Here is a 26996-nt window from a genome sequence, read left to right on the forward strand (position 1 = left end):
TATTTATATTTTAGGAGAAATTGATAAAAATACTCCCGTTTGCTAAATTTTTCTTGGGTTGTCGGACAATTATAAATAGAGTGTAAGGAAATATAGATAAGCTTTTGAACATAAGAAAGCTACACGGAGACGCCTGCCACTCATTTTATGAAATGAGTGGTGGGTGCTCGGTGTAGCTTATTTGTGTGGTAAAGCGTAGCGCTGGATAATTTCTTTGTGTTCGGGGTACATATGATGTAACTCGTCTTGAGTGAATAACTCGAAGTGGTTAAATTCAAATGCTGGCTGACACATACACCCTACCAAGCTATAACCTTCTGTGTCAGTTAGACTTGAGGCGAAGATGGTACCTTTTGGCACGAGATGTTGCAGCACATTTCCCTTTTCCAAAAACGGACCTAATTGTGCTGTTTGATAATCGCCGTCTGGTGTAATCATATGAATAGTTAAAGGGGCGCCTGCGTGATAATACCATACTTCATCAGCATCGATGCGATGGAAGTGTGAGATATCGCCTGTGTTCAGTAGGAAATAAATACTGCTATATGGCGCTCTTTCCGAATCACTCATACGTTCTCGCATGGTTTCTTTGTAATAGCCACCTTCTGGATGTGGTGTAAGATTAAGATGGTTTATCCAATATTCTGCATTGGTATCCATTATTTTAAGTCCACGTTATGGAACACGTTTTGAACGTCTTCTAAATCTTCAAGTGCGTCGATTAATTTTTCAAATGTTGCTTGATCATCTTCAGATAATTCAATATCTGTTTGTGGTAACATTTCAAATTCTGCAATCTTGAAATCTTCAACGCCTGTTTGACGTAAAGCGTCTTGTACTTGTGCAAATTGGTCTGGTTCAGCGTAGACAATCGTTAAGTCGCCTTCTTCTATAACGTCTCTTACGTCTACGTCTTGTTCCATTAACGCTTCAAGAACATCGTCTGCTGATTTGCCTTCAATACCAAATGTAGCAGTATGGTCGAACATGTAAGCTACTGATCCTGATACACCCATGTTTCCACCGTTTTTACCGAATGCTGCTCTTACATCTGAAGCAGTACGGTTTACGTTATTTGTTAAAGCGTCAACGATTAACATTGAGCCACTTGGTCCGAAACCTTCATAACGTAAGTGATCGTAGTTCTCATCGCCAGCACCTTTTGCTTTATCGATTGCTCTATCGATAATGTGATTTGGTACAGAATAAGTTTTAGCTCTTTCAAGTACTAATCTTAGTGCTTGGTTAGATTCTGGATCAGGTTCACCTGATTTTGCAGCTACATAAATTTCTTTACCGAATTTAGCATATATTCTACTTGTATTTTTATCTTTTTGGGCTTTTTTCTCTTTAATATTGTTCCATTTACGTCCCATAATGTCATCTCACTTTCATACTCAATAATCTTTATTATATAGTATTACTCTAACGTTGTCTAAAGTAGGCGTATCATGTCGCGATTAACTTTTTCGTTACTTTTTTGACAATAAAAAATACTGACAAAGCGTCATGGCCGTCAGTATTTCTCATATCTTTAATTAAATATCTAAAAATTCTTCAACATCTTCAAATAAAGCATTAAATTTTTCAATATTCTTTTTATCCATGTAGATAAAAATCTTACGTTCATCTTCTGTAGAACGTACTTTACTTAATCTTTCTTTTTCTATAAGTCTGCGAATTGAAACTAATAATTTAGTTCTACTTAAATCTAACTCATCAATTGCAATTTTTAAGAATGATTGCATTAAGATTTGATCTTTCTTTGTGTATTCATGAGCTAATTTTAATAAAGCTAAATCATTTAATGTCAACTTATATTGTTTATCTATATATTCTGACAATGCTTTATATTGTTTATAGAATTCTAGCAATTTATTCAATTTGTCATTATTCAATGCTTTCTGCACCTCCAAATATAAGCGGACAACTCAATTAATATTATCCTTTAAATTTGAAGGCCTGTCCTTTTCATTTGTTTTGAAATTTTTGTTAAATTTACCAACAAACTCAAATATTATTGTGCGATATATTTTATTATTTTATCTTTTTGTTTTTAAAAATTTTAATAATGTATAAAGAATTGTAATTTAACTTTATTTTCAATGATTCTTTTTTAAAATTATGTTCACTAATTTTATATGCAGGATGCATCAATTGATCCATTCTTTTTAAAAACGGATTTGACCAATCATATTTTTCTCTAATATCACGTGCTATCACATTATTAATATTTCCATGGTAATCATCTATTTTTTGAATTTTAACTAGATATTTTCGTTTTAATTGCTCTTCATTAAAATCTATATAAATATCTGTTCGACCATAGTTCACATCGAGTGATTCACTTTCTGAAACACGCCAATCATATACAAAAACAGTGTAATAATCTTTTTCCTCAGTGATAATATAATTATCTTTAATATATTTAGGACGTTTACTCATCATGATAATTTGATTAATCATTGTTCCAAGAATAGATTTGAATCCATCCTTATCAAATAAGTGAAGTGCATTAAATAAATGAGGATGTTGTTTAAAGTTAAAACCGATGCCGTTAAAATAACAAGCGGTTTTAAGGATGGTCTCTACTAAAAGAGGTGCACTATTATTAAGATCATTATTAGTATTATTGATAAAATTATGATTTTCAAAATTTAAAAATATAATTTTTTGTTCTTCTAAATCAATTTGTTTTAAAATTTCTCTTATATTCTGAAAGCGCAAAATATTTTTAACTAGTAATCGATTATTTTGTTCAAGTAAATAAGGCATTTTTAATTGTGCATTATCAATGTATAAAAACTCAAAATTGATTCTTTTAATTTGCGACTCTAATGTTTTAAAAAGTATAGGTTCATTAAGTAATTTGCTAATTTCTAGGCCAAATGTAAATCGATTTGTCTTGTGTTGAATTTTTAAAATAATACGATAAATCGCCTTTAAATCAATCTCTTCTAAATCAAATACTAATCCTAACTGTTGGTTATTATTTATATCTACATTATGTGTTATAAAATGCTTCATTACATCTTCATAGTTAGATTCTAAGAAATCAATTAAGTCTAAATCTTCTAACTTAAAAGTGACGTTTAAATTATTTTTAATAATATATTCAAAAAGTTGTTGACGCTCACTAACTGTAAGTTTTTCTTTAACATCTCGCATATTTACTCTCAGATAAAACATTAACGAAGAATCATTATGATAAAGTGGTTTTGCAAAATCTTCTAAAAATAGTAGTTTTATTTCTTCAATATTATTTACTTGAACCACCAAATAATAAGGATTTACTTTCACATCAATTTTAGAATCAACATATATTTTATGTTCAATTTTTTGATTGTAATACTGTTGTTTTAATCTAATAATATTTTCAATATTATGTAGACTATCATCAATTTGATTTTCATAATCCAACATAATTGATTTTTCATATTTACTGCATGAACGATATTCATTGGGTGTAAGACCCAAATAACTTTTAAATGTTTTAGAGTAGCTAGAAGCATTACTAAAACCAACTTTTTCACTAATTAAACTAATGGTGTCATTAGTGGTTAATAATAATTCAAAAGAGTTAGCTATTTTAAGAGTGTCGACATATGTTTTGAAGCCTATATTTAACATTTGATTAAACTGCGAAGATAGATTAGATTTCGACGTAAACAATTGAGAAGAAATGCCTTTTAAAGTTAGCTTTTCAGTTATATTTTCATTGATATACTCTAATACTTCACTCAATTCACCATAATAAGAGAAGTTATATTGATTATTCGCTATATTCTTTTCAATACTCCCTTGCTTACCCATCACATTTACGATATCTACCATAGACTGAGTATCTTCTGATGTTGGAGCATTTTTTATATAATTATCTGCAATTTGTAACATGGCACGTTTTATAGCGTTCATCGATTTCACTAAATTCGTTGAATATTTATAATCGAAAAACTTATATCCCTGTTCTCTAAACCAATCACTTGAAATATAAATCATGATTGTTTTAGCATTTTCTCTAATTGAAAAAACATCTGAATTGTTAATGATATAAATTTCATTTTCTATGGTAATCAACTTTGTAAAATGTTTTATTGTTAACTTACCTTCTATTGGAAAAAGAAGAATAATTCCATCTTGGCAACGCGTCATCTTATATTCACGTTTTGTTAATAAATGGAAATAGGCGCTGGACATATCTTCACCTCTTTCTTTTCATGATAGCTTTACTCTTTTGATTGATTTATTTTTACGAATTATCTTGATTTATTGTTTGAATGTAAATCTACCACAACATTAAAACTAAATCAAAAATGCATGTAATTATAAATTAAGTTTAATTTTTTATTAAATTGATATTCAAAAAGCCAAAAAAAGATGTCACGTTAATTGCCTTCAATTCTTACAAATAAATAAAGTAACTTGTCGTATTCATTGATTACTCTACAAAATTGAAATGATTGAAAACAATCCGTCAACATCTCTAACATATAATAAAATATTATATCTTCTAAATTTTAGTTTTTAAAGCGATTTGCTAAGCTTAACACATCTTTAATAATATTTAATAAGTTGATAAAGAGGTTGAAGCCCATCTCTCGAGGCGTAAAGTTTCCTCTTTTCAATCTATTAAAGTCGTATAAGTTATATAACAAGAATAGAATTAAACCAATAATTGTGATAGCAGTGTGATAAATTGGATTATGTATGAACATCCCAATTAAACCACCAATAATGAGTGCAATAAGAGCTACAAATAAGTACTTCCCTAAACTTGAAGCATCATTAATTACAAAGTAACCTAAAATACCAAACACGATAAAGGCTCCTATCGCTAGTAAAACATTCTTATAAAATACTTCTGTTCCTAAATTTTGCATATATGCTGTAAAAGTAGCATAAGATAATAAACCGACGATAATTGCATAAATATGTGAAATGATTAAGCCATATTTACGTGCACGTTGTATAAATAAAGTTGCTAACACAATAACAAATAAAGCAATAGATAATGGTCTTCTCCACTCCATTGGTAAATATTGACCAAAATAGCAACCTATTCCAAAGATAACCCAATAATATGCGAAAAAGATCCAAACTTTAGAATAAGCATGCGAACGTTGATTATCATGAGTTTGATGTTTTTGTTTATGTTTCGAAGAAGCTTGTTGAGACGCATTTGAAGATTGTGCCATATTTCTAACCTCTCTTTTAAAATTTTATTTACTACCTCACCGTTAATTGTAACTTGTAATAATTAGAATTTAAAAGTTCTAATCTTTTTCGTTATCTATAGATTAACTGTCAAATTATCTATCTATTAATCTAACTTGCACATTTACATATTCTTTGTTTGTAAATATTAAGCGTTTCATTCATAAGAAATGTTACAATTTTCTTCTTTTATAAAATTAATATATTATTTCATAAGCTTTGAGCTCATGTGTATCAACGAGTGAGACGATTTTACAAAAAACCAGTTAAATATTAACAATATTACAAGATAATAACAACGCCCAAACTTGTCAAATTTTTTGATAGTATATGTACGTGATATATGAATGAATTTATAAGTATTTAAGAGCAAAATTTAATTTATAAAAAAATAACAGGACTCGAGGAGGATATCAAGTTTGAAAAAGTTAGCATTCGCAGTTTCAGTTACATCTGGGGCCGTCGCATTATTTTCTCATCATAACGCTGAAGCATCGACACAACATACTGTCCAATCTGGCGAATCTTTATGGAGCATCTCGCAAAAATACAATATCTCAGTAGATAGTATTAAAAAAAATAATAACATTTCTAATAACATTATTTTTCCTGGACAAGTACTTACAATCGGTGGTTCAAATGCCTCTACTCCAAGTTCAAATACTACTCCTACTTCATCATCAGTTTATACGGTGAAATCAGGTGATTCTCTTTATCTTATCGCTAATAAATTTAATGTTTCAGTAGATTCCTTAATGAAAGCAAATAATTTATCTGGATATTTAATTAAGCCAAATCAACAGTTAAAAATTCCTAGTGGTAGTAAAACAGTTTCAAGTGGCAATAAGACAGTTTCTACTCCTATTGCTCCTAAAACTTCTTCATCTAACAATGGAAGTAAAAAGTACACTACTCCTAAGTATAGTCATCAAAATTTATATACAGCCGGTCAATGTACATGGTATGTATTTGATCGTCGTGCAAAAGCTGGTTTACCTATTAGTACATATTGGTCTGATGCAAAATATTGGGCTTCTAACGCTGCACAAGCAGGTTATACAGTAAACCATGTGGCTACAGTTGGTTCAATTATGCAAACTACTGTTGGTTACTATGGTCATGTGGCTTACGTAGAACGCGTGAATGCAGATGGAAGCATTCTTGTTTCTGAGATGAACTATTTAAATGGACCTTATAATACAAATACACGTATTATTCCTGCATCAGCAGTTTCAAGTTATAATTATATTCACTAATTTTATATTAAAAAGCCCTTTCATAATTAAATGTTATGGAGGGGCACGTTTATATTTAAAACTTTTTTTATTTACTAGAAGAGGCTGGATCAAGCCAAGATCTTGCAACGTCGTTCTTTGGTTTTAATCATTAGAACTATTGATCTAAATACTTTAATACTAAGCTTTTCCTCTCAAATAACACAATTTTTAAATTTATAGACAAACAAAAAATCCTAGTATACTTTCATCTGTTTAGATGGCTTAGTATACTAGGATTTTTAATTTTACATTATAGCTATTTCGAATCGATTTTTATAAGAATATACTCATTATCCAGAAAATAATTGCTGCTAATAAAGCAGAAATTGGTAATGTAATGATCCAAGTGATAATCATTCGTTGTGCTGTATTCCATTTTACTCCTTTTGCACGGTTAGAAGCCCCTACACCAAGGATTGATGAAGATACAACGTGTGTTGTTGATAATGGGAAGTGTAATGATGAAGCTACAAAGATCGTTAATGCTGATGATAAGTCAGCAGCTGCACCATTAGCTGGGCGAATTTTCATGATGTTTCCACCCACTGTTTTGATAATCTTCCAACCACCAATGGCAGTACCAAGACCCATCGCAGTCGCACAGGCTATTTTAACCCAAAGTTCAGGTTCAACATTTGAGCCATCTTGAATACCTGCTACGATTAAAGCTAATGTAATAATACCCATTGATTTTTGCGCATCATTTGTACCATGAGAAAATGATTGTAATGCCGCAGTAAATACTTGGAAGAAACGGAAATTGCGATTTGCTCGTGTTAAATTTGCATTCTTAAATATTATTTTTACTAAAGTGTACATAATGAAACCAACACAGAACGCAATAATTGGTGAAACAATTAATACGATAATGATTTTAGTAAAACCTTGATAATGAAGTGCTCCAAATCCTTCAGCGGCAATAGCAGCACCTGCTATTGAACCGATTAATGCATGTGATGAAGAACTAGGAATGCCATAGAGCCAAGTCACTAAGTTCCATACAATTGCTGCCAAAATTGCTGCTAATACTACAATTAAACCATGATGCAATTTGAACGGATCTACAATATCTTTAGTAATTGTACCAGCTACGCCAGTGAAAGTTAAGGCACCGACGAAGTTCATAATCGCTGCTAATAAAATCGCAGTTCTTGGTGTTAGTGCACGTGTAGATACTGCTGTAGCAATCGCATTGGCTGTATCATGGAAACCGTTGATAAAGTCAAAGATTAATGAAAATGCAACGATAGCTATAGTGACAATTAGTAGTACATAATCCATAAATTAAAACTCCCTTAGCTATTTTTCATAATAATCGTTTCAAAATTATTTGCTACGCCTTGACATTTATCTGCTATTTTTTCCATGCTTTCATAAATATCTTTTATTTTAATTAATGTGATTGGATCTGTTTCACTATTGAAAATGTGTTTAATTGATTGTCTTAAGATACCGTCACAGTTTGTTTCAAATTCTTTAATATTAATAGAATGAATACGCATATGAGATAATTTTTTATCAACTAATAATCCAACAGCTAATTTCATTTCTGCTACTGCTTTTTGGATATTTTCTACAAATTCAGCCATGTATTCATCAGTATATTCAATTGAATACATTTCAAACATACCAGCTGTTACTTCCATAGCATCAAGTACATCATCGATAGCGTTACATAAAGATAAGATATCTTCACGTTCGATTGGTGTAATAAATGTTTGATTTAAATCTGTAATCACTTGATGCATAAGTTCGTCACCATGTGACTCATATGTTTTGATATTGTCAGAATAAGCTTTTAAATCTAAATGCGTATTGAAATCCATTTTTCCGAATTCAACTGCTGCACGATCCAAGTTAAATACCATTTCTTCTAATTGAACCATGAACTTATCCTTTTTCTTAGTAAACATTATAAAGCCTCCAATTTAGCGATTGTTTCCAACCACATCGTTAATTTTTATTCTTTGTAAGACAATTAAATATACAGATACATTTACAATAAAAACTTTCAAATGCCTATTTCTGACTATTTGTAAAATTTATGTAAATATAATGTTTTACTTTTTATTAATGTAAGACCCTAATACTGAATTTGTCCCTACTTGAAAATATCACAAAATTTACATATCTACAATTACATTTACAAATTCTTTACAAATAGAAAATATTAGCTCAATTTTTCTAAATAGAATGATTAATTGTTCGTTTGGAATGGTTATATGCGATAATCGCAAAAATACTATAAATTACAGTATAAATAATCATCACTACAAAAATAGGTCTTTGATTACCAAAACCGATAAGTTTCATAAACACTAAGGCAGCAAAGTATGCATGTAATAAAGCTATGATTAGTGGTAATCCAAAGTTAAATGCTACTTTTAACTTTAAACCTTTAGCCATATCTTTTTGTGTAAAACCTAATTTACGTAACACTGAATAATTTTCTAAGTCATCTTCAGTTTCATCAATTTGTTTAATGTAAATAATGCACCCTGTTGCTATTAAGAAAGTAATCCCTAAAAAAGATGTGACAAATAATAAAATACCAGTCAGGCTTGAGATTTCACTCACAACTTGACTTCGTGTTTGAACATCTTTATTCAAATCACTCACTATTTGTTCTAGTTTAGGAAGATCTTTATTATGTTTTAAATCGAAACCATATTGCGACACAATATGCTTACTTTTTGTATGTGCCTTTAGATAATCATAATCTTCATGGTTAAGAACTAACGTAGGTCCGCCTAAATCTATATCTTCTTCAAAGTAAATCTTTTTCACTACATTATTCAATTTAATTTTAACTTGGTTTTTCTTTGTACCTATAATTGCTGTTCCATGCGCTCTATGTTGCATCAACCCATGTACTACACCTTTAGGTATAAGTAGAGTGGCTTGTCCTTTTCCTAAAGAAATATTAGAAAAATATTTGTCACTTGTAACAGTTACGGCATAGGGTTTCCCAGGGCTCACATCAAACAAATGATCTTTATATAATTGTGAATAAACGACTTCTTTAAAGTCATAATTATAAGCAATATTATGGCGTTCTAATTCAATTCCAAGGTTCTTTGCTACTTTTGCATTTTTTAATGTCACTTCATGGGGTGATTCTAAAAGTACTTCATTATTTAAAGAACTCCGACTAAGAGCCGCAAAACATAAAACGGATACGGTAATAGCAGAAATGACTGCCATAACTGTTAACGAAAATGCATTCTTCCGGATGTGAAACATAAGTGACGATGTAAAAATAACATCATTCACAGTAACATTTCCACCTTTAAAACGTTTAATCATCTTTAATATAAGAGACACTGTACTTCTAAAAAAGAAATAAGCGCCAATAACTGTAAGAAATAAAATAATAAAAGGTAATAGTATATTGTCTATCAATTCAAAAAAACGTGTAGATAAATAATAACCTACAACTATTAACACGATTCCTAATATGCCTAATATAATTTCACCCACAGTAATATTTACACGGCTTTCTTCTTTACTACTAGGGACTTTCATTAATCGTTGGATAGGATATTTACTCAAATATATCCAAGCTTGGATGATGATTAAAACATAAGCCATGACTAAAATTAATAGTGTTTGTCCAATCGCTTGCCAACTAAAAATAATTGAAACTGAAGTATGTATACCTAAAATTTTCAACACAATCATTAATAGGATTTTAGATCCTAAAATGCCAATGCCAATGCCTAGAAAAGCGGTAAGTAAAAAAATAAATATTTGTTCTAACATTAACATGTAAATAATCCGCTTTTTATCTAATCCAATCGTTTGCAATAACCCAAATTCATAACTTCGTCGCTTAATAAACAACATATTAGTGTACATAATAAAGACGACAATAATAATGAATAGAAAATAACTTCCAATTTGAGAGCCTTGTCGAACCATAGATATTGATTGATGAATATGTAAATGATGAACATATTTAATAGTAATAAAACTAAAAAATAGCACAATACTAAGAATGAGTGAGAAGAGATAAATGGCGAAATGCGTCACATTTTGTCTAAAATTCTTCCATATAATATGACTAAAACTCATAGACCATGCCACCTAAAATACTTTGTGCGCGTAAAATTTCTTTATGGAACGTTTGCTTATCATCTTCACCTTGATATAGTTGCGTAAAAACTTGACCATCTTTCAACATAACTACACGATTAGAGAAACTTGCCGCTAAAGGATCATGCGTTACCATGACTATCGTTGCATTATATAATTCATTAATTGTTTGAAAACGTTGCAATAAATCTCTTGTATTTTTCGAGTCTAAAGCGCCGGTTGGCTCATCCGCAAATATAATCTTAGGATGGGTAATAAAAGCACGTGCCGCTGAAGTACGTTGTCGTTGCCCACCTGATATTTCTGATGGATACTTATCACTAATATCAAAAATATTAAGATTTTTTGTAATACGTTGATAACGTTCATTCATTTCTTGTTTACTCAGTTTTTGAACCGATAAAGGTAACATAATATTTTCTTTAACTGTTAAGGTGTGTAATAAGTTATATTCTTGAAAGATAAAACCTATATCTTTTTTTCTAATTTCAGATAGTGCTTTATTCGATAATTTTTCCAGATGTTGATCTCCTAAAATAACTGAGCCATGAGTCAAATAATCAATCGAACTTAATACATTTAATAACGTAGTCTTTCCAGATCCAGACGGTCCCATAATCGAGACGAATTCACCTGCTTCGATTGATAAATCAATTCCTTTTAATACTGCTTGCGCCGTTTGTTTCACACCATACGTTTTTGTTACTTGTTTCGCCTCTAATATTGTCAATTGAATGATTCACCTCGTTCTCTTCTATAATCCAACGTCACAGAAGATTTCGTACCTGTTTAGTCAGTTTTATTATATCCTCTACCATGTTAATAGAAATGAATATAAAATAACAAATCTTCTATTTAATATGACAGTGTTGTCACTTGACTCATACGTTCTGTTATTTCATTTTGTTTTGGAAAAGTTAACACAAATGTAGTTCCTTCACCCACTACGGATGTTACTTGAACATCTATTCCTAGCTGTTGTTTCACACTATCAACTAAATACAATCCTATACCAGAAGATGTTGTTTCATTGCGATTTGCTGTAGAAGTAAATCCTCGTTCAAATATACGTGGCAGATCCTTATGACTAATCCCTCTACCGAAATCTTTAATTTCAAGGGCTACATAATCATCACGCATAAACGCACGAATCATAATGTCTTGATTTTGAGAATATTTTAATGAATTGGACAAAATTTGGCGCATCATCATACGACACCATTTTACATCTGTATAAACTTTCGGGGTAATATCGAAATTCAAGTCATATCCGATACCTTTAGCTTGACTAATATGACGCGTTAATTGGATTTCATCAATTATAAGTCTTTTTAAAGAAACGAATTCAAAATACATATCTTTATTTTTTGATTCAAGACGAGTTAAATAAAGTTGCTTATCTAATAATTCATTGATACGCGCCCATTCATACAATAATGCTTTTTTATGTTCCACGTCTTCTTCTTGTTCTATCAATAATTTCATTGCTGTCACTGGAGTTTTAATATCATGTACAAATTCAGTCAACGACTGTTCCGTTGTTTGTATATGAAGTTGTTGTTCCACTACTTTTTCTTTTTGGTCAGTCAACTTTCTATACAGATAGTCCACCATCTCTTGTTGAAATGGGTTTTCAGCTAAATCTTTATGTTTAATTTCTTCTATTTCTTTATTATTGTGCAAATGCTGATATATTTTCACTTCTTTTAGAAAAGTAAAAATAAGAAATACACACGTTAAACCAAGGTTTAACAACACGATATAAGCCACACTACGAATCGCAATATCATAATCAATATAAGCAATACCTAATAAAATGAGATGTAAAAAAACAATCCAAAATATCCAATTATTTCGTGTTTTAAGAAACAACCAAAACCACTTTATATTACTCATGTGCCATATAACCTTTTCCTACTTTAGTTTCGATTTGAGTATCCATTTCAATTTCAGCTAATTTTTTTCTTAAGCGATTAACATTAACTGTTAGTGTATTATCACTAACAAAAGCTTCATCATCCCACAATGCCGTAATTAAAGTATCTCGTGTGACAATTTGATTTTGCTTTTGAATAAGCATTTCTAGGATAATCATTTCTGTTTTAGACAGATAGATGACAGTCTCACCTTTTTGAATGCTATCTTTAGATAAATCAACTAATGTATCTTGCCAATTTAATGTACGTTTTTCTTCTGCACCAAATTCATAGACGCGACGATAAATAGCTTGTAATTTCGCAATCAACACATTGGTATGGAACGGCTTTTGCATATAATCGTCAGCACCAAGTTCCATACTCATGACTTGATCCATTGGATTATCTCGAGAAGATAAAAATAAAATAGGTACATTCGACACTTGTCGAATTTTACGACACCAGTAAAATCCATCATATTTCGGTAATTGTACATCCATAATGACAATTTCAGGCTTAGCTTCTTCATAAATTTCCATTACTGCACTAAAATCATTAATACCTGTTACAAAGAAATCCCAGTGTTCTAATTCTTTCTTCAATTCTTGAAATAACGTTTGATCATCTTCTACTAATAATACTTGCATGAATTATCACCTTATCATTTTGTATATTTCATTTTTTCTCCAGATTGGACGCGTCCATTAAAATGTCTAATACGACAATCAATTTCAAATCCTCTCATAATTAAACCTTGTATTGGCGCTTGAATAAAATAATAAACTGGCCAGAATAATCTAGGGATATAATCGTATAAATGGACCATAACGAGACGTGTACTTTTAATTTGACGAAATTCTAATTTCCCTTGTTTTTTAAAATTAGGTTTAACCATTGACCCACCCACAAGATGTAATGTAATTAATCCAGCCTCGTTTTCCATCTTTTTTAAAATTAACATAGGCTTAGCCTTGTTGCGTGAATAAATAATGTAATTGTCATCTTTTTTATACGTATGTACAAATGTGCCTCTTGTCTCATTAAGCCACGTAAAGAAATAATCAACTATGTGAGATAACGTCCATTTTTTAGGTAATATGATTCTTAATGCTGTACGCACATCATCATATTTAGATACTTGTAATTCTACATTGATATGAGGACGTTTAATTTGTGTATTAGTTGTTTCTACAGGTACGCCATAATTTTCTAAACGTTGTACAGTTTCACTATCGAAACGACTACCACTTACATATACTATTTTATTAACCCCTTGTTTAGCTGCAGCACGAGCAAAATTATCTGCAGCAATTATATTTAAATCTCGCGCCGTTGCTTGTGTTAATTTAGCAGAGTTTTTAGTAGGATCTAAATAGTAAACTGCAATGTCCATTCCTTCCATAGCTGCTACTACATCTTCATAGTTATAAATATCACGTTGCAACCACTGTAGTCGATCATTGTGTTCTTTTTTCGTATTTGGATATTTAGACAATGCATATAAATTAACATCATTCTCTATTGCACTACTAATATATTTACCAATATATCCACTACCACCAGCTAATAATACATTCGGTTTCATATTTAGAATTACTCCTTTTATTTTTTAAATTTTTTTATTATATGTATATATATAAAATATTGGTATAATAACCATTGAGATAAGAGGAAGAACTAAATCTTTTAATTAAAAGATTTCAAGTTCTCTTCTCTTTAAATGCATTACAATGGGAGGAAGCCAAATGGCTCATATCATTCGCGAAATCAGTATCAAAGACGTTGAGCACTTTATAAAACTTCTTAGCAAAATCTATGATGAATCAGAGTATACACTTTATAATCCTGGCGAATTCACACCTAGCGTTTCAAGTGTTAGCGACTACCTAGAACGTATCATTACCTCTCCACGTAATACAATTTACGTCGCCGAACAAGATGATCAATTAGTAGGTTGCGCTTTAGTAACTACTGAAGAGTTAGAACGTACAAAACATGAAGCTGTTCTAACCATTGGTGTCAGTCAACTATATCAAAAACATGGCGTTGGTTTAGCGCTTATCAATGCTGTCGAGGCTTGGGCAATTAATCATGACATTAAACGTCTCGAAGCTTCAATCGTTCCTGAAAATTCACGCGCTGTTGAATTGTTCAAAGGTGCAGGTTTTAATATTGAAGGTGAACTTAAAGACAAATTACATATTAATGGTAAATACTATAATAAATATGTTATGGCAAAATTACTTCTCTAAATAATTACAGTATATATTATATGATAGTTATAGTCATAGTGAATGATTTTAGTAATCATTTTATTTTATACAAAACGTCCTGAGAATTAGAATGAATTCTCAGGACGTTTTGTAGTTAATTTTAATAGGGTGATAATGAAAAATGGCTATCTGAATTAGTGGTGCCATCTAGAGGTGCTTGTTGCTGTTGTTCAACACCTGAAGATGAAGTATTGCGACTTAAAAATTCAAGTACCTTTTTCATATTCTCTTTAGATTCTGGTTTATCTAAGTGAAATTGGTATTGATGATGTAAATGATGAGAACCATCATAAAACAACGTACTAACAGGTACGTTTTCATCTTTCAATTTATGATAAAATTCAATATTTTGACTATAAAATGGGTCAGCATCGCCCACTGATAAGTATGTCGCAGGATAATCTTCAGTTATTTGATTAATTGTTGACATTTGAGAAATATTTTTGAAATCTTTTTCCCAGTGGCTTTTACCGGTATAACTGCGCATAAACATTTGAATTCGAGGAAATTCTGTCGCTCTCACTGTCTTCATATCATAGAAACCACCAAAGAAGATAGCTGCTTTCAATTGTTTAGGGGTAAATTGTTGTTTGAACTTCATTTCTTGTCGTAATTGAGCATTCGTTTGAATTGCGACAAATTGACTTGTTAATTGTGCACCAGCCGAATCTCCCCCAATTACCACCTGATTCCAATCAATGGGGAAATGATCTTTATTATTTTTAATAAATTGTACCGCTTCATTCATCTGTATTAACGGTGTAGGATACTTATAATTTGGTGCTAAAGCGTAGTTGACGTTGACGACGACATAACCTTGTTCCACAATTTGAGCAAGCAATGGATTCTTATATTGTTTATCACCTGCTACATACCCCCCACCATGCATCCAAAAAATGACAGGTAATTTACTATTCTTATCAACATCTTCAGGTGTCATGATATCTAGTTGACTACCTGGTATGTGGGAATTATACGTTATATTTTCAAAAAGTTTTACATTAGGATTGTCGAGTTTGACTTTTTCATGTGCACTTTGTTGTTTTTTTGTGTGTTGATAATGATAATATAAATTCCACGCTAATAATCCTGCTACAATTAATACAACTATACTAGTAATGGTTGTCCATTTACGTTGTTTCGTCATCCCTTGCAATCCTTTCAACTGAAGATTGGTTGTTTGGTTCTGCTTTTTCAAAAAAGAAAAAAGCAATCCGTATTATGTTCACGAATTGCTTTTAAGGGTAAAACATTCAATCTAAATTGTAAAGTCTGGGTTTAAGCGATATGGTCTTCATCGTCTTTCTTACGTAGGTAGTACTTAATTAATACGGCTACAACGATGAATAAACCAACGACGCCCATAATGTTATATAAGAAGTTAATTAAGTCTGCGAATCCAACGAAACTTAAGATAAATGCAGCAATCATCATTATAATAATGAAGATATGATATTTTTTGCTATAAGGCTCTGTAAAACGTGCTGCAAATGAATAGCATAGACCTAAGATAGTATTGTACATTACTGCTAACATAATAATAGTAAGTACGAGACCAATCCAAGGACTAATAGCATTAGCTAATGTTAACGTTGGAATTTCAGCATTTTTAATGTTAGGATATTCTGCTTGTAATGCGAAATTGATTAATGCTAATAGGATAGTATAAATGACGCCACCAAACATTGCACCAGCACCTGATACTTTACGTTTTGATGCGTCACCACCGATAGCAACGATGGTACTAAATCCTACTGCAAAGGCTAATCCACCGTACATTAACCCTCTAACAGTACCCCAAAAGATACTTGTTTTATCAACTGTTTGATTTACTTCACTGATTGATACGCTACCTACAAATAAATAATAAACGGCAATAAGAATTACCATAATAATTAAGAATGGTGTTACAATACCGAGCGCACTCACAATCTTATTAAAGTCGAGTAATAATGTTAAATAAATGATTACTGTCATAATTAAAGCGCCTAGCCAAGTTGGAATTCCAAAACTTTCTTGGAAAGTTGCTCCTGCACCAGCAATCATCGTAACAGCGATACCAAATAAGAAAAAGACGAGGATATAGTCGAAAATTTTACTAAATTTTTCCCCAAATAAATATTGTAATGTTGACTCATGATTTGTGGCTTCAAAGGCAGTACCAATCTTTGCCACTTGTCGTCCTATAAAACCTAGAATTAAACCTGATAGTAATACACCTATATATGACCACAGACCATAAGGTGTAAAGAATTGCATGACTTCCTGACCAGTTGAGAATCCGGCACCGACTACAATGCCGACATAAGCGAAACCAATTTTTATAGCTTCTTTATTTAATCCCATGCGATAAAATAACCTCCTTAAATTAGACACGTTGTGCATTATAACGTATTGAAAAGATTATGCAACAGTGTATATTAGTTAAATGACAACGTTTTGGGCTGTCATACCTATTCTGATAAAGGTTAGAACAAATTAAATATTTTCGTGAAAATATGAATATTTAACGATATTTCTATAAATGAGTAACTAATAATGAAAAAGATTTAATATCGCAATGGCAATATTTAAATAAATAACCGGTATGAAAGATGCATTTACTCATCATACCGGTTTTATTAAAATTTCAATTATATTGAATGGTTTTTTTGATAAATTGATTTAAAATATACAGACTATATGAAAAAACTTGGTAATCGAGGAATCGAAATACATAACGACGGCCACTTTTTTTCGAAAAGGAACACCTGAGCTAAAGCTCATGTGTGTACCACTAACTTCTAAAGAAGAAGTGGTGCTTAAGACGACGATGAGTGAAAGGATTTATCTACAGTCTGTTAGTTAGAATGACCGTATTGTTGCAATTCATTAATATCAACCACAACATTATCCATGCGTTTCGCCGTTTCTTTTAAAGCATTTCTTGCAACATGATTGCTTGGATCTAATTTTAAAATTTGTTTCGCTACTTTAAATGCTTCTGAATCTGAAATAACCGGTTCAGGAATAGCATGCAATAATAACATTTGCAATAAACTTTTAATTTCTTGTCCATTCGTTAACTGAATAGAGGATTGCGCATGATAATACGCTGAATCAAGAGCGCCTTTCACTTCACTTAATGGATAAACTAATAATAAAAATGCCAAATCATGTAATTCAGCGCTTTCTTCAAATTTAATCATATCTAAAATACATGTGTAAAACATCATACTTTCTTGCTCATGTGCACAAGAAATATAAGCCTCTTCAAAATCCATGAAGTCAGCTTGGGACATTAGTTCTCTAACTTGTTCAAATTCACCATTTAATACATAATTCATGATGCGCTCTTGCACGATAATGCCCTCCTATTATCCTTTTTCACAATATCATTATTTTACCACATTTAATTTTTCTTTACATTTTATAAATATAATAATTAATATTTAAATTATTCACTCTGGCTTTTTTATTTAAAAGCCGTTGACTTAAATGAAGCATCTTCAATTTCTTGAATGGCCTCATTCACGCTCCCACCTACTGACAATTTAAATCCTGCTATGAAACTACCTTCTACAATCGGCGCATTTATTTTTTTTATATTATAAGGACCTTTATATGTTTCGATTGCTAAATCAATATTCATTTCTGCTGAACCTAAATCATAGAAACAAAGTGCGTCATCATCTAAGTCGTTTAAAATTTTTTGAACTTCATCTAAAGATGTCCCTAATCCATTGTCTACGCCACCATACGCAATTATTTTAACACCTTTCGCCATATTATTCAGTAATGCTTTAGTCCCATTTGCAATGTCTTTACTGTGACTCACAATTACGATTGATGTCATTGTTTTTCATCTCCAACCTTTTACTGTCTCTTTTTGCTTTCATTATAATGCACACCTTTTGTATACGCTAACATTTTTAAAATATAAGAATGTTTAAAGAAAATCAGATAGTAACCTACTTTATATAGTGATAGTTTTGGTTCTGCATTTTCAAAACAAAAAAGCAATGAATATCTTCTTAAATCAGAAAATATTCATTGCTAGGAATTATATATGTTTAGATTTATACATTAAATAAATAAAATATGGTGCGCCGATAATTGCAACAACAATGCCTGTTGGTTCCAGAATCGCTTTACCTAGCGTATCTGCAAAGACAAGTAAAAATGCACCAACCAAAATAGCGATAGGTAAAAATAATTGGTGTCGGGGACCGACAATGGATTTAGCAATATGTGGACCCATTAAGCCAATAAACGCAATTGAACCTGCAACAGCAACAGCTACTGATGAAAGTATAACCGCAACAAAAAATAGAATAATACGTTCTCTTTCTAATCGAACGCCTAAACCTTTTGCGATATGTTCATGTGTGTTTATCAAATTAAGCACATTAGACTTATAAATTAAATATGGAATAAGGATGATTAACCAAGGAGTGGTAGCAATTACAAATGGCCAATCATCTCCCCATATATTTCCAGCAAACCATGTGGCGATGAATTCTGATTGATCTTCATCAAACTTAGACATTAATGTTATTGAACCACCATATAAAGCAGTATTCATCCCTACGCCTATCAATACCATACTAGCTGGAGTAATACCGTCCTTTTTATTGATGCTGAACAAGAAAATAATAATTGCTGTAGCAATACCACCGATGACACTGATAATAGGCAACACGTATACAAAATTATCTGCATGAATTTGACCAATTGTTAAAAATAGCGCAATAGCAAATCCACCACCGGAGTTAATTCCTAATATTCCTGGTTCAGCAATTGGGTTCTTAGTAACACTTTGAATGATGGCACCACTTAAACTTAACGCAGCACCCGCTAAAATGGTAATTAACATACGTGGAAATCTAAATTGCATTAAAATGAGCTGATCATAGTATTCCCCTTGGCCAACTAACGTTTTAAAGAAGTGTCCTATTGGAATTTTATATTCACCCGAAGAAATACTCCAGGTGCATGCAGCAAATAATAAAATTACAAAGATAATTAAGGTAATAATTTGTTTATGTCTTAATTTGGGATGTATCATATCGTGCGCCCTCCTCTTTTAACTAAGTATAAGAAGTAAGGCACGCCAATAAATGAAATGATAGCACCTACAGGGGCATCGCCCATCATTCTTGCTACAGTGTCAGAAACTAGCATTAATAAACCACCTGATAATGCTGTTAAAGGTAAGACTTTCGCATAATCAGTACCGACTAAAAATCTAACAATATGAGGTACCATCAAACCTACAAAGGCAATTTGGCCGACCATAGAGACCGCAACACCGGCTAAAACCATTGTTAACAATAAGCTAATACCTCGTACTAAGGTAATATTCTGACCTAAACCTTTGGCTAGTGATTCTCCTAAATTTAAAATTGTTAATTGTTTGCTCATCGTAATAATAATTATAATAGCAATCAAAATAATCGGCCCACTCCATAATAGCTGAGGCCATGTCGTACCTGAAACGCCTCCTGCAGTCCAGTATGTAAGTGATTGATTCAACTTAAATACTAGAGCTATACCTTGACTGAGTGCAGTAAGTAAAGCACTAACAGCTGCACCTGCTAAAATGATTCTCATCGGGTTGAAGCCATCTCGTCTTGAACGGCCAATAGTTAATACAATAAACCCACCTAACATTGCTCCAATAAAACAAGCAAACATAATCATAAGAAATGGTGCTTGAGGATAAAAAGCAAAAGTGAGTGCTAATGCGAATGAAGCACCCGCGTTTAATCCAATTAAGCTTGGATCAGCTAAACCATTTTTTGTTACGCCTTGAATAACTGCACCTGCTACTGATAAGGCCATACCTACAAGTATAGCTCCAAAATCACGAGGAATTCTTATTTCACTAATGATATTATGTTGTTGATTCTTAGGATCATAATGAAAAATTGCATCTATAATAGTTGAGAAATTGACTTTAGCTTCTCCAATTAAAATAGAAATAAACAAGGCGATGATTAAGAGAGCTGATACTAGAATAAAGTATCCTATAAATCCAAACGTCCCTTTATTATTTTTAGTTGTCATAGTTATTTCTCTTTTCTTTATTTTCCTTAATATTATGAATAAGTGCGTTCAAATAAGTCATATGTCACAAGTAAAGGTTTACCAGTTCTCGGATCTTCACTTAATACTACGTCAATATTAAATACACGTTCTAAAATATCTTTTGTTAATACTTCTTCAGTCGAACCACTTGCTAAAATCTCGCCATTTTTCATTGCGATAAGATGATCTGAAAAACGAATAGCTTGGTTAATATCGTGTAATACCATGACAATTGTACAACCTTGCTCTCTATTAAGCTGTTGTACTAATTCCAAGATTTCTAATTGATGTGAAATATCTAAATAAGTTGTTGGCTCATCTAAGAAAATGATATCTGTTTTTTGAGCTAATGCCATCGCAATCCATACACGTTGACGTTGTCCACCACTCAAGTCATTAATGGAACGATGACGGAATTCAGAAGTGCCTGTCACACTTAGCGCCCAATCAATTTCTTTCTTATCTTCTGCAGATAAACGACCAAAACCTTTTTGATGTGGAAAGCGACCGTAAGACACAAGTTCTCCTACTGTTAACCCATCTGCTACTTCAGGCGTTTGTGGTAAAATAGCAATTTTTTTAGCAATTTCTTTCGTTGATTGCGTATGAATATTTTCACCATCTAATTTGATTTCACCATTTTTTATAGATAACAAACGTGAGAGTGCTTTTAATAAAGTTGATTTCCCACAACCATTAGGTCCAATAATAGAAGTAACTTTGCCATCAGGAATTTCAACATCTAAGTTATTAATAATTGTATGATCTCCGTACCCAATTTCAACTTCTTGTGCTTTTAAACGATTCATAATTCCCCTACTTTCTTGAAAATAAATCTATTACTACGCTGTTAAATGATATTTTCTTCGTATATGTTGATTCGCATATATCGTTTCTTAATTGATAATAATTATCATAGTCAATGGCAATATTATAACATTTTCACAGTGCAATGACCATTTGAAAAACAGAAATAGAGATTAAATCATAACAAGTAAGAAGTAAATACACGCTAACCTCTTACAATATGACTTAATCTCTATCTAAATTTTATTTATTCATCTGCTAGGAAACCATTTCCATATACATCACGAACATCATGTACTACAAGAAATGCATTTTCATCTAACTCTCTAATAATACGTTTTGCTCGAGAAACTTGTGTTTTTGCAACGACTACATACAAAATATCTTTTTCTTCTCTACTATAATAACCATGGCCATCTATAATCGTAAGACCACGTCCCACTTGTTCATCGATTGCCTTAGCAACTTCTTCTGGTTTATTGGAAATAATCGTCATTGCTTTTTTCGTGTTGAGTCCTTCAATGACATACTCCATTACTTTTGTGCCAATGTATAATGAGATAACTGTTACGAGTGCCTTATGCAATGGAAGTACAGTTAATGATATTAACACTACTAATAAATCAAAGAATAAAAGCGCATAAGCAGTACTTACCTCTAAATATTTATTGGCGATACGTGCCAGAATAGTCGTGCCAGCTGTAGTACCTCCAGCTAAAACGATAACACCAATACCTAAACCTACACTGATCCCACCAAATACGGCATTAATAATGACATTTCCAGTTTCTACGTGCCAAGACTCTGTTAAATCTAAAAACACTGAAATAAGTACAGTAGCTATAATAGTTAAGACTGTACTTTTTTTACTTAAGAATTTATAACCCAAAATAATTAACACTGCGTTAGCTACAAAATTGGTTATAGAGGGAGAAATATGAAAAGCGTAATACAATACAATTGCAATACCGGTTACGCCTCCCTCTCCTAAATTACCAGAAATAATAAATGCGTTTACCCCAGCTGAAAATATGAAAGAGCCTAGTATAACAAGTAATAAATCTTTAATGTTTTTATTCACACATACCAACCCCTTTTATTGTATTATTACTAAAAATGTTAGCATATTCTATGGTAACGCCACAATATAACGTTCAAAAAAATGATAAACAAATAAAAATTAAATATTTTAACCTATAATAATTTATTTTATATTATCATCTCAGAGATTTACTCAGAGCCGGATATAATCTAAATTCAAGAACAATTTATAAAGAAATAAAAATTTTCTGAATTTTTTTGTTTACTTACATCTTTCTTTCTGCTATAATGTGTATAACTTCTTAATAAGAGAAGTTATCTCCTTTGTGTTGTTTATAGTAACAAAACAAATTTTGCTCGAAGTACTGTGACAGTACCTAGTCCTTACCGTTACAAGTACATTAATATTCATTTCCCATAAAAACCAAGTATATAGAGTGTCTCCTCACTCTACATACTTGGTTTTTATCGTTTGTTAGATTTTTGTTCTTCATTTTCAAAGAAAAAAGAGCGAATCTGAAATCATGTAAGGTAAGCATAATTTCAAACTTGCTCTTTCGAAGAAATATTAAGCTCTATCGATTTACCATGCGAATAAACCTACAAAAGCTGCTGTTAATAATGATACAAGAATACCTGATAAAAGCATCATTGGTACGTATTTAGAGACGAAATCTGAAGTCTTCTTATCCACGATTCCTTTAAGCGTACCAATAATCATACCAAGTGTTGAGAAGTTAGCAAATGACACTAAGAAAGTTGAAATAACCGCTTGTCTATGCGGACTATAAGATTTAACTACTTTAGTAATCTCACCCATTACAACAAATTCATTTGTGACAATCTTCTTGGACATTTGTTGAGCCACAATCCATGCTTCTCCCCAAGGTAAACCAAGTAATAATGCAAATGGATACATGAAGACACCTAAGATTTGGTTTAATCCAAAGCTACCTTTCATGCCAATCCAACCGCCTACTAAACCAGTGATTAAATTGATAAAGCGATCTAATAAATCAGCTAAAGCTACGAAACTGATAACGAACGCGATAATAATTAACACTAATTTACCTGCATTTAATACAGAATCTCCTAAGAATGAGAAGAATGGTTGGCGTTCAATTTCAGCATTGTTAATGCTATAAATGACATCTTCACGTTCTTCAACCGTCACTGGATTCAAGATTGAAGTTACAATAATGGCATTAATAATATTTAGCGGAATCGCTGTCAATACCAGTTCTCCAGGAATCATTTGTACATAAGCACCAACAATCGCACCTGAAATAGAACTCATTGACATCATAGCTAGTGTTAAGACACGTGTTTCTTTTATGCGTTTTAATTGTTCATTTGAGACCGCTAAAGCCTCAGTATTTCCTAAGAACATCATTTCAATACCGAAAAATGACTCAAACTTAGGTTGACGTGTAATTTTAGCTAATACCCAGCCAATACCACCGATAATCTTCGGTAAAATATTGAAATACATTAATACGTCAAATAATGGCACAACAAGCAAGATTGGGAATAAGGCGCTAATAGCCATATCCATTTGTTTACCACTTGTAAAACTACTAAATGCAAAGCCAGTTCCAGTATGTGCTGATTGTATCACCCAAGCGATTGCTGCAGCTAAGCCTTCAACAATTGATCTACCAATTTGGAAATACACGAAGAACCAGGCTAGAAAAAGGTTCAAAATAACAAGAATCAAAATTGATTTCCATTGGATATTTTTGCGATCTCTTGAAAATAAAACTGCAATTCCCAAAAACACAAGTAACCCAATGATATTAATGATTAAAAACATGAGGCACCTACCTAGACTTAATTTTTCAACTTACTATGTAAAATTTACTCAGTGTAATAGAACCGTACTTTCCCCCGATTTAAAGCACTAAAGTTCCGTAAATAATATATTTAACATTATACCATGATAGAATATTCGATAAAATAATCTTTTAAAGAATTCCATTTGTATAAATATGGGGTCCCCCCTTTTAGTGAACTTTAAAAAGCGCTAAAAATGTATTTTGTATTAAATCACATTTTTAGCGCTTCTTGTCATAAAATCCTATTTTTTATTTTTCTCTATATCATTATAAATATAATCTGCAATAAATTGAGATGATTTCCCTTGTTCTAATGAACAGAAGTCATTATAGAATTTCTCAATTTTATCTTTATATTTTACTTTATGTTGATCAAGATGCTTTAATTCTTCGGCTAATTTAAATTCATCAGTTATAATTTCACCTGGTAGATCATTCATATAATCCATGTAGAACCCACGTAACCCTTTGTCATACTTTTCAATGTCATAAGCAAAGAAGAATTGTGGACGTTTTAAAATACCGTAATCAAACATTACAGAGGAATAGTCTGTAATTAATGCATCAGAAATAAGGTATAATTCAGAAATATCGTTATAGTTAGATACATCAATAGCGAAATCTTCGAAACCATGTAAATCTAAAGCATTAGCAATTAGATAATGCATTCTTAATAATATAATATAGTCATCTCCAATTTCTTTTTGGAGATTTGCAAGATTAATTTTTAAATCAAATAAATATTGTCCTTTTTTGACAAATTCATCATCGCGCCATGTTGGTGCATACATAATTACTTTTTTATCTTTAGGTAAGTTTAAATTACGTTTGATTTGCTCTTGGTATTCTGTATCATTTTGTCGAGTTACTAAGATGTCATTACGAGGATAGCCGATTTCCCAAATTCTATCTTCATCCATCCAAAATGCAGTTTTAAATATATCTGATGAGTAGCGGTTCGGTGATACAAGCCAATCCCATCTAGATGCCTCAGCATAAAAGTTTTTCTTATAAGAAGCAGTTGTTGTCCCTGGCATTCTCACGACTTTCATATCATTAGCTAGACGTTTAAGTGGCGTACCATGCCAAGTTTGAATGTATATTTGATTTTCTTTTTTATTTAAATATAGTGGTAATCTTGCATTTGATACCCAATATTTTGCTTTGGCATATGCTTCATAATATTCTTTAGAGCCTTTTTTTACTTTAGTAGCATTTCCCGGGACATTATTGTTATCCGGTTTATTAAATACCCAAATATAATTTAAATGTGGGTAGTGATCTTGCATATATTCATAAATATATTTTGGACTATCACTATAATTTTTACCACCAAATGTTTCAAAGACAATCGTATTTGGATCCACTACTTCTTCGTTATCTGTGAGTTGATATCTTGAACGTTCTTTTATTTTGCTATTTGTAACAATATTTTTTATTAAACGAGATCGTTTACGTAGGTTGTTCACATATTTTGCATTTTCTACATCATCCATTGATAAGAATAAAATTTCTAGATTGTATAATAACTTTCCATCTTTAATAATATTCCATTTTAAAGCTTTTACTACTTTGACTAAAGAACTTTCTAAAGTAAGATATCTTGCTTTAATATCTCTTAATGAGGGATCAAAACCTTTTTTAATTTCGTTTTTCATTCTTTGAATTAAGAAGTTTTTCACCTCTTTGTCATTCGTTCTTTGCATCGCATCAAAGAAACTATCTACATAATCATCAAATTTATATACAAAATCTTGATCACTCAATGTATTACCAACAAATGGATCATACACTTCTCCACGGAAATAAAATGGGAAGCTCAGTATTCTAACAAAGTTTTCTGCATATCTTAAGTATTCTAAGACAAAAGAAGTATCTGTAAAGATATTTAAGTCCTCATTAAATTCAATATTATGTGCTTTAATAATCGCGTTTCTAAATAAAATATTGCATGCAGTTTCTTTTCTTAAAATTGAATTTGGATTTTTTTTATGTGATAAATATTGAACTCGAACTTTATCTTGATCAACATATTGTGGACGTTGCATAGCAAATTTATGGATTGGCGCAATTAAAGTATCTAAACCATTAAGATGACGGAAATAAAAATCAATTGCATATGAAGCTAACTGATCATCTGCGTCAAGAAACATTACATATTGCCCATTCGCTTCTTTAAGTGCTATATTTCGTGCGTGTGCATGTCCTGTATTGTTCGGAAGTTGGATGAAATTAACCTCTTTATCGTAGGATTGTAAGGCTTGTTGTAAAGTCTCTGTTGAATTATCGGTAGAACCATCATCAACAATGACAAGATTGAAATCTTGATTTCTTTGACTTTTTAAACTATCAATACATCCAGCAATATAATCTTCAGCATTATAATATGTAATAATAATCGTTAATTTATTCAAAACATTTCTCTCCAATTAATCTATTTATGATAGGTAGATTTTAAATTTTAATAAA

24 protein-coding genes are annotated in these 26996 nt (G+C 31.4%); 2 read left to right on the top strand and 22 right to left on the bottom strand.

Annotation, left to right across the window (positions count from 1 at the left end; genetic code table 11):
• Window positions 1-177: 177 nt before the first annotated feature.
• The 5 genes from MT340_RS10595 to MT340_RS10615 form a co-directional block, all read right to left on the bottom strand.
• Window positions 178-660: a cupin domain-containing protein gene (locus MT340_RS10595; protein ID WP_243589923.1), complete on the bottom strand. Its 483-nt coding sequence runs from the start codon at window positions 658-660 to the stop codon at window positions 178-180.
• Complete coding sequence (locus tag MT340_RS10600; protein ID WP_243589924.1) at window positions 660-1376, bottom strand: YebC/PmpR family DNA-binding transcriptional regulator; 717 nt, start codon at window positions 1374-1376, stop codon at window positions 660-662. Before MT340_RS10600 ends, MT340_RS10595 begins: the two co-directional genes overlap by 1 nt.
• Window positions 1377-1538: 162 nt before the next feature.
• Window positions 1539-1898 (bottom strand): transcriptional regulator, SarA/Rot family, encoded by a 360-nt coding sequence (locus MT340_RS10605; RefSeq protein ID WP_243589925.1) that lies wholly within the window; start codon window positions 1896-1898, stop codon window positions 1539-1541.
• Window positions 1899-2037: 139 nt separating this feature from the next.
• On the bottom strand, window positions 2038-4197 hold the full coding sequence (locus tag MT340_RS10610; protein WP_243589926.1) for a helix-turn-helix transcriptional regulator: 2160 nt from the start codon (window positions 4195-4197) through the stop codon (window positions 2038-2040).
• A gap of 320 nt (window positions 4198-4517) precedes the next feature.
• Window positions 4518-5195, bottom strand: a complete 678-nt coding sequence (locus MT340_RS10615) for a Bax inhibitor-1/YccA family protein (RefSeq protein WP_243589927.1) — start codon at window positions 5193-5195, stop codon at window positions 4518-4520.
• A gap of 438 nt (window positions 5196-5633) precedes the next feature.
• On the opposite strand from MT340_RS10615, the gene MT340_RS10620 reads away from it, so the two are divergent.
• Window positions 5634-6470: a LysM peptidoglycan-binding domain-containing protein gene (locus MT340_RS10620; RefSeq protein ID WP_243589928.1), complete on the top strand. Its 837-nt coding sequence runs from the start codon at window positions 5634-5636 to the stop codon at window positions 6468-6470.
• Between the two features lie 294 nt (window positions 6471-6764).
• Here the strand turns inward: MT340_RS10620 and MT340_RS10625 are convergent, their stop codons facing one another.
• The 7 genes from MT340_RS10625 to MT340_RS10655 form a co-directional block, all read right to left on the bottom strand.
• Window positions 6765-7772, bottom strand: coding sequence for an inorganic phosphate transporter (locus tag MT340_RS10625; protein WP_243589929.1), 1008 nt, complete (start codon window positions 7770-7772; stop codon window positions 6765-6767).
• Window positions 7773-7786: 14 nt separating this feature from the next.
• The gene (locus MT340_RS10630; protein WP_243589930.1) at window positions 7787-8404 is read right to left on the bottom strand and encodes a DUF47 domain-containing protein; all 618 of its coding nucleotides are present in this window, start codon (window positions 8402-8404) and stop codon (window positions 7787-7789) included.
• Window positions 8405-8675: 271 nt separating this feature from the next.
• Window positions 8676-10565, bottom strand: a complete 1890-nt coding sequence (locus MT340_RS10635) for an ABC transporter permease (protein WP_243589931.1) — start codon at window positions 10563-10565, stop codon at window positions 8676-8678.
• Window positions 10555-11316, bottom strand: coding sequence for an ABC transporter ATP-binding protein (locus MT340_RS10640; RefSeq protein WP_243589932.1), 762 nt, complete (start codon window positions 11314-11316; stop codon window positions 10555-10557). Before MT340_RS10640 ends, MT340_RS10635 begins: the two co-directional genes overlap by 11 nt.
• 125 nt (window positions 11317-11441) lie before the next feature.
• Window positions 11442-12482 (bottom strand): sensor histidine kinase, encoded by a 1041-nt coding sequence (locus MT340_RS10645; RefSeq protein ID WP_243589933.1) that lies wholly within the window; start codon window positions 12480-12482, stop codon window positions 11442-11444.
• Window positions 12475-13149: a response regulator transcription factor GraR/ApsR gene (gene graR / locus MT340_RS10650; RefSeq protein ID WP_243589934.1), complete on the bottom strand. Its 675-nt coding sequence runs from the start codon at window positions 13147-13149 to the stop codon at window positions 12475-12477. The genes MT340_RS10645 and graR overlap by 8 nt, the downstream gene beginning before the upstream one ends.
• A gap of 14 nt (window positions 13150-13163) precedes the next feature.
• Window positions 13164-14087, bottom strand: a complete 924-nt coding sequence (locus MT340_RS10655) for an NAD(P)H-binding protein (protein WP_243589935.1) — start codon at window positions 14085-14087, stop codon at window positions 13164-13166.
• A 160-nt stretch (window positions 14088-14247) separates the two neighbouring features.
• On the opposite strand from MT340_RS10655, the gene MT340_RS10660 reads away from it, so the two are divergent.
• Complete coding sequence (locus MT340_RS10660; protein ID WP_243589936.1) at window positions 14248-14754, top strand: GNAT family N-acetyltransferase; 507 nt, start codon at window positions 14248-14250, stop codon at window positions 14752-14754.
• Between the two features lie 121 nt (window positions 14755-14875).
• Here the strand turns inward: MT340_RS10660 and MT340_RS10665 are convergent, their stop codons facing one another.
• The 10 genes from MT340_RS10665 to MT340_RS10710 form a co-directional block, all read right to left on the bottom strand.
• Window positions 14876-15922 carry an alpha/beta hydrolase gene (locus MT340_RS10665; protein ID WP_243589937.1) on the bottom strand — a complete coding sequence of 349 codons (1047 nt, stop codon included), beginning with the start codon at window positions 15920-15922 and terminating at the stop codon, window positions 14876-14878.
• 131 nt (window positions 15923-16053) lie between these two features.
• Window positions 16054-17121 (bottom strand): YkvI family membrane protein, encoded by a 1068-nt coding sequence (locus MT340_RS10670; protein ID WP_243589938.1) that lies wholly within the window; start codon window positions 17119-17121, stop codon window positions 16054-16056.
• 494 nt (window positions 17122-17615) lie between these two features.
• Window positions 17616-18101, bottom strand: a complete 486-nt coding sequence (locus tag MT340_RS10675; protein WP_243590269.1) for a hypothetical protein — start codon at window positions 18099-18101, stop codon at window positions 17616-17618.
• A gap of 128 nt (window positions 18102-18229) precedes the next feature.
• Window positions 18230-18610, bottom strand: coding sequence for a dihydroxyacetone kinase phosphoryl donor subunit DhaM (dhaM, locus tag MT340_RS10680; protein WP_243589939.1), 381 nt, complete (start codon window positions 18608-18610; stop codon window positions 18230-18232).
• Window positions 18611-18817: 207 nt separating this feature from the next.
• Window positions 18818-19822, bottom strand: a complete 1005-nt coding sequence (locus MT340_RS10685; protein ID WP_243603857.1) for a FecCD family ABC transporter permease — start codon at window positions 19820-19822, stop codon at window positions 18818-18820.
• Entirely contained in the window at window positions 19819-20823 is a 1005-nt protein-coding gene (locus MT340_RS10690; protein ID WP_243589941.1) for a FecCD family ABC transporter permease, read from the bottom strand. Before MT340_RS10690 ends, MT340_RS10685 begins: the two co-directional genes overlap by 4 nt.
• A gap of 32 nt (window positions 20824-20855) precedes the next feature.
• Window positions 20856-21653, bottom strand: coding sequence for an ABC transporter ATP-binding protein (locus MT340_RS10695; protein WP_103298513.1), 798 nt, complete (start codon window positions 21651-21653; stop codon window positions 20856-20858).
• Between the two features lie 245 nt (window positions 21654-21898).
• The gene (locus MT340_RS10700) at window positions 21899-22732 is read right to left on the bottom strand and encodes a YitT family protein (protein WP_243589942.1); all 834 of its coding nucleotides are present in this window, start codon (window positions 22730-22732) and stop codon (window positions 21899-21901) included.
• Between the two features lie 543 nt (window positions 22733-23275).
• The gene (locus MT340_RS10705; RefSeq protein ID WP_243589943.1) at window positions 23276-24505 is read right to left on the bottom strand and encodes a NupC/NupG family nucleoside CNT transporter; all 1230 of its coding nucleotides are present in this window, start codon (window positions 24503-24505) and stop codon (window positions 23276-23278) included.
• A gap of 264 nt (window positions 24506-24769) precedes the next feature.
• Window positions 24770-26941 carry a bifunctional glycosyltransferase/CDP-glycerol:glycerophosphate glycerophosphotransferase gene (locus MT340_RS10710; RefSeq protein ID WP_243589944.1) on the bottom strand — a complete coding sequence of 724 codons (2172 nt, stop codon included), beginning with the start codon at window positions 26939-26941 and terminating at the stop codon, window positions 24770-24772.
• Window positions 26942-26996: the final 55 nt, after the last annotated feature.

Origin of the sequence: Staphylococcus sp. NRL 16/872, from assembly GCF_022815905.2 — a bacterium.
GTDB lineage: Bacteria > Bacillota > Bacilli > Staphylococcales > Staphylococcaceae > Staphylococcus.

What these genes read in the sequence shown, in the direction of transcription:
- MT340_RS10615 (WP_243589927.1), bottom strand. Translation starts at nt 5,195, where the DNA reads ATGGCACAATCTTCAAATGCGTCTCAACAAGCTTCTTCGAAACATAAA.
- MT340_RS10675 (WP_243590269.1), bottom strand. Translation starts at nt 18,101, where the DNA reads ATGAATTATGTATTAAATGGTGAATTTGAACAAGTTAGAGAACTAATG.
- MT340_RS10665 (WP_243589937.1), bottom strand. Translation starts at nt 15,922, where the DNA reads ATGACGAAACAACGTAAATGGACAACCATTACTAGTATAGTTGTATTA.
- MT340_RS10690 (WP_243589941.1), bottom strand. Translation starts at nt 20,823, where the DNA reads ATGACAACTAAAAATAATAAAGGGACGTTTGGATTTATAGGATACTTT.
- MT340_RS10610 (WP_243589926.1), bottom strand. Translation starts at nt 4,197, where the DNA reads ATGTCCAGCGCCTATTTCCATTTATTAACAAAACGTGAATATAAGATG.
- MT340_RS10600 (WP_243589924.1), bottom strand. Translation starts at nt 1,376, where the DNA reads ATGGGACGTAAATGGAACAATATTAAAGAGAAAAAAGCCCAAAAAGAT.
- MT340_RS10670 (WP_243589938.1), bottom strand. Translation starts at nt 17,121, where the DNA reads ATGGGATTAAATAAAGAAGCTATAAAAATTGGTTTCGCTTATGTCGGC.
- graR (WP_243589934.1), bottom strand. Translation starts at nt 13,149, where the DNA reads ATGCAAGTATTATTAGTAGAAGATGATCAAACGTTATTTCAAGAATTG.
- MT340_RS10685 (WP_243603857.1), bottom strand. Translation starts at nt 19,822, where the DNA reads ATGATACATCCCAAATTAAGACATAAACAAATTATTACCTTAATTATC.
- MT340_RS10655 (WP_243589935.1), bottom strand. Translation starts at nt 14,087, where the DNA reads ATGAAACCGAATGTATTATTAGCTGGTGGTAGTGGATATATTGGTAAA.
- MT340_RS10645 (WP_243589933.1), bottom strand. Translation starts at nt 12,482, where the DNA reads ATGAGTAATATAAAGTGGTTTTGGTTGTTTCTTAAAACACGAAATAAT.
- dhaM (WP_243589939.1), bottom strand. Translation starts at nt 18,610, where the DNA reads ATGACATCAATCGTAATTGTGAGTCACAGTAAAGACATTGCAAATGGG.
- MT340_RS10695 (WP_103298513.1), bottom strand. Translation starts at nt 21,653, where the DNA reads ATGAATCGTTTAAAAGCACAAGAAGTTGAAATTGGGTACGGAGATCAT.
- MT340_RS10630 (WP_243589930.1), bottom strand. Translation starts at nt 8,404, where the DNA reads ATGTTTACTAAGAAAAAGGATAAGTTCATGGTTCAATTAGAAGAAATG.
- MT340_RS10705 (WP_243589943.1), bottom strand. Translation starts at nt 24,505, where the DNA reads ATGTTTTTAATCATTAATATCATTGGGTTACTTGTGTTTTTGGGAATT.
- MT340_RS10660 (WP_243589936.1), top strand. Translation starts at nt 14,248, where the DNA reads ATGGCTCATATCATTCGCGAAATCAGTATCAAAGACGTTGAGCACTTT.
- MT340_RS10595 (WP_243589923.1), bottom strand. Translation starts at nt 660, where the DNA reads ATGGATACCAATGCAGAATATTGGATAAACCATCTTAATCTTACACCA.
- MT340_RS10625 (WP_243589929.1), bottom strand. Translation starts at nt 7,772, where the DNA reads ATGGATTATGTACTACTAATTGTCACTATAGCTATCGTTGCATTTTCA.
- MT340_RS10635 (WP_243589931.1), bottom strand. Translation starts at nt 10,565, where the DNA reads ATGAGTTTTAGTCATATTATATGGAAGAATTTTAGACAAAATGTGACG.